At 43.8% G+C, this 12,176-nt stretch carries 10 protein-coding genes; 8 read left to right on the top strand and 2 right to left on the bottom strand.

Going from position 1 to position 12,176, the window contains the following annotated elements; genetic code table 11:
* Positions 1–91: 91 nt before the first annotated feature.
* From V7D18_RS11670 to V7D18_RS11660, 3 genes are all read left to right on the top strand, one after another.
* Positions 92–334: an HPr family phosphocarrier protein gene (locus tag V7D18_RS11670; protein WP_117415199.1), complete on the top strand. Its 243-nt coding sequence runs from the start codon at positions 92–94 to the stop codon at positions 332–334.
* Positions 335–440: 106 nt separating this feature from the next.
* Positions 441–2,852, top strand: a complete 2,412-nt coding sequence (locus V7D18_RS11665; protein WP_426154454.1) for an ATP-dependent DNA helicase — start codon at positions 441–443, stop codon at positions 2,850–2,852.
* Positions 2,821–3,330, top strand: a complete 510-nt coding sequence (locus tag V7D18_RS11660) for a GNAT family N-acetyltransferase (RefSeq protein ID WP_426154453.1) — start codon at positions 2,821–2,823, stop codon at positions 3,328–3,330. The genes V7D18_RS11665 and V7D18_RS11660 overlap by 32 nt, the downstream gene beginning before the upstream one ends.
* A gap of 45 nt (positions 3,331–3,375) precedes the next feature.
* On the opposite strand, the gene V7D18_RS11655 is transcribed toward V7D18_RS11660, so the two are convergent.
* Positions 3,376–4,251 carry a LysR family transcriptional regulator gene (locus V7D18_RS11655; protein ID WP_426154626.1) on the bottom strand — a complete coding sequence of 292 codons (876 nt, stop codon included), beginning with the start codon at positions 4,249–4,251 and terminating at the stop codon, positions 3,376–3,378.
* A 138-nt stretch (positions 4,252–4,389) separates the two neighbouring features.
* Between V7D18_RS11655 and V7D18_RS11650 the strand changes: the two genes are divergently transcribed.
* The gene (locus V7D18_RS11650; protein WP_426154452.1) at positions 4,390–4,995 is read left to right on the top strand and encodes a sigma-70 domain-containing protein; all 606 of its coding nucleotides are present in this window, start codon (positions 4,390–4,392) and stop codon (positions 4,993–4,995) included.
* A gap of 17 nt (positions 4,996–5,012) precedes the next feature.
* Complete coding sequence (locus tag V7D18_RS11645) at positions 5,013–5,627, top strand: histidine phosphatase family protein (RefSeq protein ID WP_426154451.1); 615 nt, start codon at positions 5,013–5,015, stop codon at positions 5,625–5,627.
* Between the two features lie 48 nt (positions 5,628–5,675).
* Here the strand turns inward: V7D18_RS11645 and V7D18_RS11640 are convergent, their stop codons facing one another.
* A complete protein-coding gene (locus V7D18_RS11640) occupies positions 5,676–5,993 on the bottom strand; it encodes a hypothetical protein (RefSeq protein WP_426154450.1) in 318 nt (105 codons plus the stop codon).
* A gap of 272 nt (positions 5,994–6,265) precedes the next feature.
* Between V7D18_RS11640 and V7D18_RS11635 the strand changes: the two genes are divergently transcribed.
* From V7D18_RS11635 to V7D18_RS11625, 3 genes are all read left to right on the top strand, one after another.
* A complete protein-coding gene (locus tag V7D18_RS11635) occupies positions 6,266–7,513 on the top strand; it encodes a 6-phosphofructokinase (protein WP_426154449.1) in 1,248 nt (415 codons plus the stop codon).
* Positions 7,514–7,685: 172 nt separating this feature from the next.
* Positions 7,686–11,435, top strand: a complete 3,750-nt coding sequence (locus tag V7D18_RS11630; protein ID WP_426154448.1) for a phosphoribosylformylglycinamidine synthase — start codon at positions 7,686–7,688, stop codon at positions 11,433–11,435.
* 261 nt (positions 11,436–11,696) lie between these two features.
* Positions 11,697–12,176: hypothetical protein (locus tag V7D18_RS11625; protein ID WP_426154447.1), on the top strand; the 480-nt coding region annotated here is incomplete at its 3' end.

Below are 12,176 nucleotides of genomic sequence, written 5' to 3'. Positions count from 1 at the left end.
GCAATATAATCGGATCTGAAACAGAATTTGACAAATGACGTCAAACATGTTATAAGTACTTCATAGCTATTATAGAAAAGGGAGTCTGCTTATGAAACAGTTTAAGATTATGTTGCCAACAGTTGCTGAGGCCAAAAAGTTTGTTGCTGCTGCTTCCAGGTGTGATTTCGACATAGACGTTTTTTACAATAGAGTTCTTATTGACGCAAAGTCTATATTAGGTGTTTTAAGTCTGGATTTATCCAAGATTCTTACTGTCCAGTTGAATGGAGAGGATAAAGAATTTGAAAAATACTTAAAAAAATTAGCTCCGGAGAATTGCTCAGCAGCATAAACGATAAAGCAACGATAAAGAGGAAATTGCAGCCGTATGGTATGCAGTTTCCTTTTTTTCATATGCTGATTGGCTGGGATAACGAGGAAAAGAAGGGGAAGCCGGTATGGAGAAGGAAGAAAAAAAGATATTAAGCATATCCGTCAGAAATCTGGTGGAATTCGTACTGCGTTCCGGTGACCTGGATAACCGCCATAATTTTACTGCGGAAAAGAATGCCATGCAGGAGGGAAGCCGGATCCACAGAAAGATCCAGCGCCGCATGGGAGCAGATTACAAGGCTGAGGTATCATTAAAGCATGTGGTGGAGGAAGATCAGTTTCAGATTCTGGTGGAAGGAAGAGCAGATGGGATTATTGATAAACCGGAAGAGCTGATTATAGATGAGATCAAAGGAATCTATATGGATCTGTCCTATCTGGACGAACCGTTTCCTGTTCATCTGGCCCAGGTCATGTGTTATGGCTATTTTTACTGCTTTGACAAGCAGAAGAATGGAGCGGTCATGCAGGTGACCTACTGTAATATAGAGACGGAGGAGATACGCCGTTTTCAGACAGAGAAGTCCTTCGAAGAACTGGAGACCTGGTTTCAGGGGCTGATTCATGAATATGTAAAATGGGCCAGGTATCTGTACAGCCATGGAATAAGAAGAGACGAATCCATCCGGGAGCTGGAATTTCCATATCCCTACCGTCAGGGACAGCGGGAACTGGCAGTCTCTGTATTTCGGAGTATACAAAGGAAGCGTAATTTATTCATTCAGGCACCTACCGGAATCGGAAAGACACTTTCCACAGCCTTTCCGGCAGTAAAGTCTATCGGAGAGGGGCTGGGAGATAAGCTCTTTTATTTAACGGCAAAAACCATTACAAGGGGAGTCGCCGAGGAATCATTTGATATTCTAAGAAAAAAAGGGCTTTATTTCAGCACCGTTACTATTACAGCAAAGGAAAAGCTCTGCTTTCAGGATAAACCGGAATGCAATCCCGATGCCTGCCCCTACGCAAAGGGACATTTTGACCGTGTTGGCGATTGTGTCTATGAGATCATCCACAACGAATTTGGAATCACCAGAGACGTGATCTTGCAGTACGCCAGTAAATTTCAAGTGTGTCCCTTTGAATTATGCCTGGATATCAGCAACTGGGTGGATGGAGTCATCTGTGATTATAATTATGTCTTTGATCCTGATGTCAGGTTAAAAAGATATTTTTCTGAAGGCATCACAGGGGAGTATTTGTTTTTGGTTGACGAGGCTCATAATCTGGTGCCAAGAGCCAGGGAGATGTACAGTGCAGCCATCTGGAAAGAGGACTTTCTTCTTATTAAAAAGATCATAAAGCCCATGGATGAAAAAATAAGCCGTCTGCTTGACCGGTGCAACAAAGAACTGCTGGAAATGAAACGGCAGTGTGAGGGGTACCGCATTCTGGAAGACATCCGTTTCTTTATTACCAGTGTCATGACCTTATTTGGGGAAATGGAACTGTTTATGGAGAAAAATGCTGAATTTGGTGACAGGGACCTGGTGCTGGATTTCTTCTTTGATTTAAGGAAGCTTCTTAATATCTATGACCGGCTGGATGAAAATTACCGGATCTATACGGAACTCATGTCTGACGGACGTTTTATGCTGAGGCTGTTCTGCGTAAATCCGTCAAAAAATCTGAAAGAGTGCCTGAATAAGGGAAACAGCACCGTATTCTTTTCGGCAACGCTGCTCCCGGTTTCCTATTATAAAGAACTTTTAAGCGGTGACCAGGAGGAATATGCTGTTTATGCCCATTCGCCCTTTGACCAGAAAAAGCGGCTATTGATGGTGGGAACGGATGTGAGCAGCCGCTATACAAGAAGAAACAGGAGCGAATACCGGAAGGTGGCAGATTACATCGGTAAGATTGTATCTGCAAGAAGAGGAAATTATATGGTGTTTCTTCCGTCTTATCAGTATTTAAGAGAAATAGAAGCCATTTTGCCGGAGCGGATCCCAGATGACGGCTCTGTCACATACTCTGCCCAGGGGTCTCATATGAACGAGCAGGACAGAGAGGAGTTCTTAATGGAATTTTCCAGGGAGAGGAAAGATTCTTTTGTGGGGCTCTGCGTTATGGGCGGCGTATTTTCCGAAGGGATTGATTTAAAAGATGAAAGGCTGATCGGCGTTATCATAGTTGGAACCGGATTGCCCATGGTCTGTACGGAGCAGGAGATTTTAAAAGATTATTTTGAAGAAAAATCATTCAAAGGATTTGATTATGCCTATCAGTATCCCGGCATGAATAAGGTCATGCAGGCTGCCGGTAGGGTAATCCGCACCGCCCAGGATGAGGGGATTATCGCCCTTCTTGATGAACGCTTTATGCGGCCTGAATATCAGGCACTGTTTCCCAGGGAGTGGGACAGCTTTTATGAAGTGAAATTAAAGAATGCGAAAGAGGTTGCCAGACATTTCTGGGACAGCAGGCATGAGGAGGAGAAAGGTGATGGAGCAGATACTGAGATTGCGACCGTATAAAAGAGAGGATGGAACGTATTTGTTAAACTGGCTCACGGACCGGCGTATGCTTGGGATGTGGTGCAGAGAGTATTTTATATTTCCATTGTCAGCCGGTCAGCTGGACCGGTATTACAAAGAGTTGGAAAATGACCCTTATGCCTTTGGATTTACTGCGTTAAATGAGAGGGGAGTTCCGGTAGGAAGCTTTCGAATGACCGGAGTGGATTATGAGAATAAAAGCGTTCACCTCGGTTTTATTGTCATTGACCAGAGCCTGCGGGGACAGGGACTTGGAGAACGGATGGTTTCACTGGCAGTCCGCTACGGGAAGGAATTTCTGGGAATGGAACGGATCACGTTAAATGTATTTGACTGCAATCCGGGAGCCAAACGGTGCTATGAGAAAGCTGGATTTAAAGAGGAACAGTTTAAAAAAGAAGATTTTGCCTATGAAGAGGAACAATGGGGGAACTACCTTATGGTTTATGGAGAATGAGAATAAAAACGCTGCCGAAAGAATGATCCGGCAGCGGGATTACGGTCAGAGCATGTCCATAAATTGTCTGGAAGCCTGAGAAACGGGTATATTTTCATTATAGACCACAACCATCTGGCGGGTGGGCAGTTTTTCTGTCAGCCTCACCTGGAATAAATCTCTATCATTATTCGGGATGCAAAAATCCGGAACAAAGGCGATTCCAAGCCCGATGCGTGCCAGATCGATTAAAAGATCGTTGCTGCTGAGTTCAATTTCAGGAACTAAGTCCAGCTGCTCCTTCTGGAACATATGGTGGAGAAATTCACTGGTGGTGCTTTTTCGGTCCAGCATGAGAATGGGGTAGGTCTGAAGCTTCTGAAGGTTAACTGTCGCCCCTTTTAATGGAAAATATTCCTGATTCGCCACAAACACGTCTGCGAATTCATTAATCACCCGAATCTTCTGGGAACTTAAAAGGCCTGAATTGGGATAGTTGGTGATGATGAAATCCACCTGACCGTTCTCCAGTAAATGGGCGCATTCAATGGAGGTCTGATTGGTCACCTTGATATGCACATTCGGGTAGGATTTATGGAATTTGTTTAAATAGGGGACCAGATAATAGCGGCAGATGGTATCACTGGCTCCGATGCGCAGCTGGCCTCCGTTTAAGGTATTAGCTTCCAGAAGCTGGTTTTCCCCTTTTTGGATGAGGTTAATGGCAGGCTCGATGTGTTTTAGAAGGATCTCCCCTTCCGGAGTGAGCTGGACCTTTTTGGTGCTTCTGATAAAGAGTGTCTGGTTTAATTTCTTCTCCAGTACCTTCACTGACTGGCTGACTGCAGACTGGGAAATGAAGAGCTGTTTGGAGGCCTCCGAAAAACTAAGTGTAGCGGCAACATGATAAAAAACTTTGTACAGTTCATAATTAATATCCATCATTAGCCCTCCTTATAAATATAAGGATATTCTATCACAATATTGATTGATTTGTAAAGGAAATTGACAAATTTGTTGGACTGAGGTATAGTAACGGGCACAGGAATCAGGTGACTATAAAAAAAGGAGTGAAAAAATATGCATGATAATTTTTACCAGATGTATTTGGATGAGATGGGAGAAATCACTCCCTGTACAGGAGAAGAACAGTTAAAGCTGATTGCGGATTTTAGAGGCGGAAATCAGGATGCGAAAAAGAGACTTGTAGAAGGAAACTTAAGAGTTGCTCTGGAATATGCCAAAGAATATGACGGAAAGGGCGTGCTTTTGTCTGACCTGGTACAGGAGGCCAACATGGCTCTTTTAATGGCAGTGGAAGAATATGCAAAAGCAGGCGGAGAAACCGGATTTGACAGCTATGTGGGCCAGAAAATAAAGAAAGCCTTGGAACTGGCTGTGGAAGAGGAACTGTCTGCAGACCGGACAGGAGAGGAACTGGCGGCCAGAGTCAATGTTCTTTCCCAGATCTCCCAGACTCTTGCGGCAGAGCTTGGACGGGAGGCTACTGTGGAGGAGCTTGCGGATAAGATGAAAATGAGCGTGGATGAAATTCAGGGAATTATGAAGATGGCAATGGACGCGGTGAGTCTGAACGCAGAAAATGCGGATTTAGAATCATTGGCAGAGGTCAGTGATCTGGAAATTACCGAATCCGATGAGGAAGATTACGACTACGAAGTTTAAATACCAGGAGAAAAAAGATGAGGATATATCTGATACGCCATGGACAGACAGATTGGAACATACAGGGAAAGATTCAGGGGAGCCACGACATCCCTTTGAATGAAACTGGACTTATGCAGGCGGAGAAGCTGGCCGCAGGTATGGAGTCCAGACCGGTTAAAAAAATATTTTCCAGTACGCTTAAAAGGGCAATGAAAACGGCAGAAGCTCTTGGAAGCAGGCAGGAGGCAGAAATCATCCCAATGCCCCAGCTCATAGAAGTGGAGTTCGGAAAGTGGGAAGGGCTGACATGGGAAGAGATTGAAAAAGCTTATCCCAAAGAATACAGACACTGGGTAACCGATCCTGCCCAGGCTGCACCTCCTGGCGGAGAAAGCCAGAAAGAGATTATAAACCGCTGCAAGGCGGCATTAAATGAGATAATAAAACAAACCGGCGGAAGGGAAGATATCGCAGTGGTCTCCCATGGAGCGACTCTTGCCTGGCTGGTTTCCGTCATGCTGGGACCGGATGTGGAAGATGAAAGCATTATTGTAGAGAATGCCAGCATCACTACGGTTCATTACAGCCCTCTGACTGAAATTTTTACAGTAGTGGAAAAGAATGATACATCCCATATGACATCTTTATAGCGTCTGCCATATAAAAAAGGGAAAGCCTTTTAAAGCTTTCCCTGATCTTTAATCAAACAATGTTTCAACCAGAATCTTCATCATGGAAGGGGTGGTGCGGATAAACAGCCTGTCACGTCCGCTGCAGCGGATGGTCGTTTTAAGCATATCCTCTTTGGAGGCGGAGGTATCGAATATGCCCACCATATTGGCGCAGGATTCCACGATGGAATTAAGCTGTCCGGCCTTCTGAATAAAGGTATCAATATGGCTTTCCCTAAGCTGCAGGCAGACCTCCAGACTGGGAATCTGCTCATCTGTCTGATACTGTGTGCTTTCAAATAAATATTTCTGGGATAAATCTTTTAACTGCTGATCAAGTTCCATTCAATTAACGCTCCTTCATAAAAAAATCCTTTACTACTATATTGTAAAATCTTTTTTTTTTCAAGCGGTGTTATAAAAGATGAAGAGATATGTCAAAATAAGTCGATTTGTAATTCTTTAGAACAAACGGACCAATCCTGTTCTTATTGTAAGACAATGAAAAATTGTGAATCATTTATCTAGGGTTGATTTTCTGTTCTCTCTATATTATGATAGCATTAACAGAAAATTGTAAGTACTTACAAAAAAGCATCAGGGAGGAAGCTGTCAATATGAAGGAAATCAGGGGTAATGTGATCGTGGGCCAGTCGGGAGGACCAACCGCAGTGATTAATTCCAGCCTTGTGGGAGTGTATAAAACGGCAAAAGACAGAGGGGCGAAAATCGTATATGGAATGCTTCATGGGATTCAGGGGCTGCTTGAGAACCGTGTGGTGGACTTGTCCGAACACATTAAGAGTGATCTGGATATCGAGCTGTTAAAGCGGACGCCATCGTCTTATCTTGGCTCCTGCAGATATAAGCTGCCGGAAATTCATGAAGATCAGGAGATTTACAGAAAAATATTTAAAATATTAGAAGACATGGAGATTGAATATTTCTTCTATATAGGCGGAAATGATTCCATGGATACCATTAAGAAGTTATCCGATTATTCTATTTTAAACGGCAGCAGGATACGCTTTATGGGAGTTCCAAAAACCATTGACAATGATCTGGCTGCCACGGATCATACGCCCGGATATGGAAGTGCTGCAAAGTACATCGGTTCCATTACAAAAGAAGTAATCCGGGATGGCCTTGTGTACGATCAGCAGAATGTAACCCTGATTGAGATTATGGGACGGAATGCAGGCTGGCTTACCGGAGCCGCGGCGCTGGCAAAGTGTGAGGACTGTGAAGGGCCGGATATGATTTTCCTTCCGGAGATTTCTTTTGATATAGAAAATTTTATGAAAAAGGTTGCGGAGCTTCACAAACGGAAAAAATCAGTGGTGGTTGCCATTTCTGAAGGAATCCGGGTGGAAGACGGCAGATATGTCTGTGAACTGACGGATAATGTGGATTATGTGGATGCCTTCGGACACCGGCAGCTTACCGGAGCGGCCAGATTCCTTGCAGGCCGTATCGCAAGGGAAACCGGCTGCAAGACGAGAGCCATTGAGTTCAGTTCCCTTCAAAGATGTGCTTCCCATATGGTTTCCAGAGTGGATATTACAGAGGCCTACCAGGTAGGAGGAGCTGCTGTGAAGGCGGCTTTTGAGGGGGAAACAGGAAAGATGGTAATTCTAAAGAGAATCTCTGATGATCCCTATATCTGCGTAACAGATATATATGATGTCCATAAGATTGCAAACATTGAGAAAAAGGTTCCAAGAGAATGGATCAATAAAGCGGGTGATTATGTGACAGAAGAGTTTATCAGTTATATCCGCCCGTTAATTCAGGCGGAACTGACTCCCATCATGACGGATGGCCTTCCAAGACATCTGTATTGCAAAGATCATACTAATGAATAAATAAACGGTGCCGAAACGGATTAAGTTCGGCACCGTTTATTAATTAAAGTGATTAATGACATAAGATATATTAATTTCTCTAATTGATATGTTTTATGGTATGATAATTGTACGATAATAACAGGGAAGTCTGACCTGATGGATCATAAGGATTCTTTACAAGGAGGAAATTATGAGTGTAAGAAGAGTATACGTTGAGAAAAAAGCAGCTTATGCCGTAAAAGCAGGAGAACTGAAAGAGGAGATCGCAAATTATCTGGGAATCGGCACAGTGACTGATGTGCGGGTTCTGATCCGGTACGATGTGGAAAATTTATCTGAGGAGACCTATAAACTGGCTCTTACTACCGTTTTTTCAGAACCTGCCGTTGACCTGGTTTATGAGGAAGAAGTTCCGGTAAAAGAAGGGGATACCGTTTTTACAGTGGAATATCTTCCGGGACAGTTTGACCAGAGAGCGGATTCTGCCGAGCAGTGTGTGAAGATTCTCAGGGAAGATGAGGAACCGGTGATTAAATCTGCAACCACCTATGTCATTTCCGGCGCTCTCACAAACGCTCAGGCAGAGGAAGTCAAGTCCTTTTGTATCAATCCGGTGGATTCCAGACAGGCAGAAGAGACAAAACCCCAGACCCTTGTTACTGTATTTGACATTCCGGAAGATGTTATTATTTTTGACGGATTTCAGAATCTGGAAGAAACTAAGTTAAAGGATTTATATAATTCCTTAAATCTTGCCATGACGTTTCAGGATTTCCTCCATATTCAGAACTATTACAGGGATGAAGAACACAGAGATCCATCCATGACGGAAATCCGGGTGCTTGATACTTACTGGTCGGATCATTGCCGTCATACCACATTCCAGACCGAGTTAAAGGAAGTGGAATTTACAGACGGGGACTATAAAAAGCCCATGGAGGACACGTACAGCCGCTATCTTACTGACAGGGAGGAAGTACTGAAGGGGAAGAGCGGAAAGTTTGTCTGCCTCATGGATCTGGCCCTGATGGCCATGAAGAAGCTGCGCCTGGAAGGAAAACTTGAGGATCTGGAAGTATCTGATGAAATCAATGCGTGCAGCATTGTAGTTCCGGTGGAGATTGACGGAAAAGAAGAGGAATGGCTTGTAAATTTCAAAAATGAAACCCACAACCATCCAACGGAAATCGAGCCTTTCGGAGGTGCGGCAACCTGTCTTGGCGGAGCCATCAGAGATCCCCTTTCCGGACGTACCTATGTTTATCAGGCCATGCGTGTGACCGGTGCCGCTGATCCCACCAGGCCTTTAAAGGAGACGTTAAAGGGAAAGCTGCCTCAGAGAAAGATCGTGACAGGAGCAGCCAGGGGATACAGTTCTTACGGAAATCAGATCGGTCTTGCAACCGGCTATGTTAAGGAAATCTATCACCCGGACTATGTAGCGAAGAGAATGGAAATCGGAGCGGTTATGGGCGCAGCACCCAGGAAAAATGTGATCCGGGAAACGTCTGATCCAGGTGATATTATTATCCTTCTGGGCGGAAGAACCGGACGTGACGGCTGCGGAGGCGCTACCGGCTCCTCTAAAGTTCATACGGAAGATTCCATTGAAACCTGCGGTGCAGAGGTTCAGAAAGGAAATGCTCCTACCGAAAGAAAGATCCAGAGATTATTCCGCAGGGCAGAAGTCAGCCGCATCATTAAAAAGTGCAATGACTTCGGCGCAGGCGGTGTTTCCGTAGCAATCGGTGAGCTGGCAGAGGGACTTAAAATCGACCTGGACAAGGTTCCGAAAAAATATGCCGGACTTGACGGAACGGAAATCGCTATTTCCGAGTCCCAGGAGCGTATGGCAGTGGTGATTGATCCAAAAGAGGTGGATCAGTTCCTTTCCTATGCAGCAGAGGAGAACTTAGAGGCGGTTGCAGTTGCAGTGGTGACGGAAGAACCAAGACTTGTGATGAGCTGGAGAGGGAAAACCATTGTTGATATCAGCCGTGGATTTTTAGATACCAACGGAGCTCATCAGGAGGCATCGGTCATCGTGGAAGTTCCTTCAAAAGACGGCAGTGCTTTTGGTAAGAAGGATGTCACAGATGTAAAGAGTACCTGGCTCAGCATGCTTTCCGGTTTAAATGTATGCTCCCAGAAGGGACTGGTGGAGATGTTTGACGGCTCCATCGGTGCAGGAAGTGTCTTTATGCCTTATGGAGGCAGATATCAGCTTACAGAAACACAGTCCATGGTAGCGAAACTTCCTCTGGAACAGGGCACTACTGATACGGTTACCATGATGAGCTATGGCTTTGATCCTTATTTATCAAGCTGGAGTCCTTATCATGGAGCTGTCTATGCAGTTTTGTCATCGGTAGCGAAAATCGTGGCAGCAGGCGGTGATTATAAAAAGATCCGTTTCACCTTCCAGGAATATTTCCGTCGCATGTCAGAGGATCCTGCGCGCTGGAGCCAGCCGTTTGCAGCTCTTTTAGGAGCTTACCATGCCCAGATGGGCTTTGGTCTGCCGTCCATTGGAGGTAAGGACAGTATGTCGGGTACCTTCCAGGATGTGGATGTTCCGCCAACCCTTGTTTCCTTTGCAGTAGATATTGCCAGCCATAAGCACATTATCACTCCTGAACTCAAACAGCCGGGAAGCAGACTGGTTCTGGTTGAAATTCAAAAGGACGAGTATGATCTTCCGGTTTATGAACAGGTCATGGACATTTACGGAAAATTGTTTGAGGATATAAAGGCCCGGCGAGTGATTTCCGCCTATGCAGTAGAGGGAAATGGTATTTGCGAAGCAGTGAGCAAGATGGCCTTTGGAAACAAGCTGGGAGTTAAGCTTGATGAAACAATGAAGCCGGAGCAGATTTTTGAGGCAGGCTGGGGAAATCTTGTATGTGAGATTGCAGATGGTAAGGCGGCAGAGCTTTTGATTCCCCATACCGTAATCGGTACCGTGACAGATCAGGAATTATTTGAATATGGAACTGTAAAAATCTCCATAGAAGAGGCAATCCACGCATGGACAAAGACTCTTGAGGAGGTATTTCCCACCAGTTCAGGCGCAAAAGAGGAAGCTGTGGCTGAGAAGATATATGAGACATCAAAGCTCTATGTCTGCAGGAATAAGGTTGCAAGGCCTACCGTATTCATTCCGGTATTCCCGGGAACAAACTGCGAATATGACAGCACCAGAGCCTTTGAAAAAGCAGGTGCCAACGTGGTTACCCGTGTATTTAGAAATATAACCGCGGCTGACATCCGGGAATCCATTGAGTGCTACAAAACAGAGATCAGCAAATCCCAGATCGTCATGTTCCCGGGAGGATTCTCAGCTGGTGATGAACCGGACGGATCTGCCAAGTTCTTTGCTGCAGTATTCAGAAATGCAGCCATTAAGGAAGAGATCACAAAGCTGATGGAAGAAAGAGACGGTCTGATGTTAGGCATCTGCAACGGTTTCCAGGCACTGATTAAGCTGGGGCTGGTACCGGAAGGCGCTGTTACAAAGCAGAGAGAGGATTCGCCTACTCTTGCCATGAATACCATCGGACGCCATATTTCCAAGATGGTATATACAAAAGTGGTTTCCAACAAGTCTCCATGGCTTTCCGGCGCACAATTAGGCGGCGTTTACTGCAATCCTGCTTCTCATGGTGAGGGACGGTTTGTTGCCAATGAGGAATGGCTGGAGAAACTGATGCAAAACGGACAGGTGGCAACCCAGTATGTAGATGATGCCGGCTGCTCCACCATGGCTGAGGAATGGAATCCAAACGGCTCTTATATGGCAATTGAAGGAATTACAAGCCCTGACGGAAGAATCCTCGGAAAGATGGCACATTCCGAGCGTCGGGGAGACGGCGTTGCCATGAATATTTATGGGGAACAGGATATGAAGGTTTTTGAATCGGGAGTAAATTATTTTAAATAAATTAGACTGACATCCTTTCGGTAATTTGAAATTTCTTTAAAAAGCAATCAACTCGTTCACAGAGAGACTTAAAAAAGAATATAATTATATTTTTAAAGACCTTGTGCAGATTTAATTTTGTATGAGGTCTTTTTTTACGGAGATAAACTTAGAATAAGAACATTTATTTATAGAAATGTAGCAAAATATGGAAAATTTTATTGAGTAAGAAGAGATAGAGCTGTAAAATAGAAGAAGAGATAAATTGGGGGGGAATAGAGTATGAATACAATTATCGCTATAATAGGTTCTTCTGCATTTGGTGCAGTTATCACTTTTTTATTTACTTGGTTTACAAATAGAAAATCCTATTCTTTGAATTATATAACTGATGAAAGAAGGAAATGGAGAGATAAAATTAGAGAAATTATAATTGGAATTGAGAGCGTTAAATATGCAGGAAAAGGTAATAAAAGTGTAAATAAGTATTTGATTCAATTAGAAGTAAATATTAATCCATATGGAAAAAATGACAGAAAGGATTATATAAGAGATGGGCACATATGGGATAAAATAAAAAAACTAAGTGAGTCAAAAACAGAAATCGAGTTTGAAAATAATAAAAATACTTTATTAGAATATCTGGTACTTATGTTAAAAAAAGATTGGGAAAGATCAAAAAATGAAGTTAGAGGTTATTCTTATATAATTGCAAATATAGGGGTAATGTCTGTTTATATGGTATACTCTTTCATATATTAT

This window comes from Lacrimispora sp. 38-1 (genome assembly GCF_049890855.1).
Lineage (GTDB): Bacteria > Bacillota > Clostridia > Lachnospirales > Lachnospiraceae > Lacrimispora.
This window is presented reverse-complemented; position numbering and strand designations above follow the sequence as displayed.

Bases quoted from the DNA above. Each gene is read 5' to 3' on its own strand.
- V7D18_RS11670 (WP_117415199.1), top strand. From the start codon at position 92: ATGAAACAGTTTAAGATTATGTTGCCAACAGTTGCTGAGGCCAAAAAG.
- V7D18_RS11665 (WP_426154454.1), top strand. From the start codon at position 441: ATGGAGAAGGAAGAAAAAAAGATATTAAGCATATCCGTCAGAAATCTG.
- V7D18_RS11660 (WP_426154453.1), top strand. From the start codon at position 2,821: ATGGAGCAGATACTGAGATTGCGACCGTATAAAAGAGAGGATGGAACG.
- V7D18_RS11655 (WP_426154626.1), bottom strand. From the start codon at position 4,251: ATGGATATTAATTATGAACTGTACAAAGTTTTTTATCATGTTGCCGCT.
- V7D18_RS11650 (WP_426154452.1), top strand. From the start codon at position 4,390: ATGCATGATAATTTTTACCAGATGTATTTGGATGAGATGGGAGAAATC.
- V7D18_RS11645 (WP_426154451.1), top strand. From the start codon at position 5,013: ATGAGGATATATCTGATACGCCATGGACAGACAGATTGGAACATACAG.
- V7D18_RS11640 (WP_426154450.1), bottom strand. From the start codon at position 5,993: ATGGAACTTGATCAGCAGTTAAAAGATTTATCCCAGAAATATTTATTT.
- V7D18_RS11635 (WP_426154449.1), top strand. From the start codon at position 6,266: ATGAAGGAAATCAGGGGTAATGTGATCGTGGGCCAGTCGGGAGGACCA.
- V7D18_RS11630 (WP_426154448.1), top strand. From the start codon at position 7,686: ATGAGTGTAAGAAGAGTATACGTTGAGAAAAAAGCAGCTTATGCCGTA.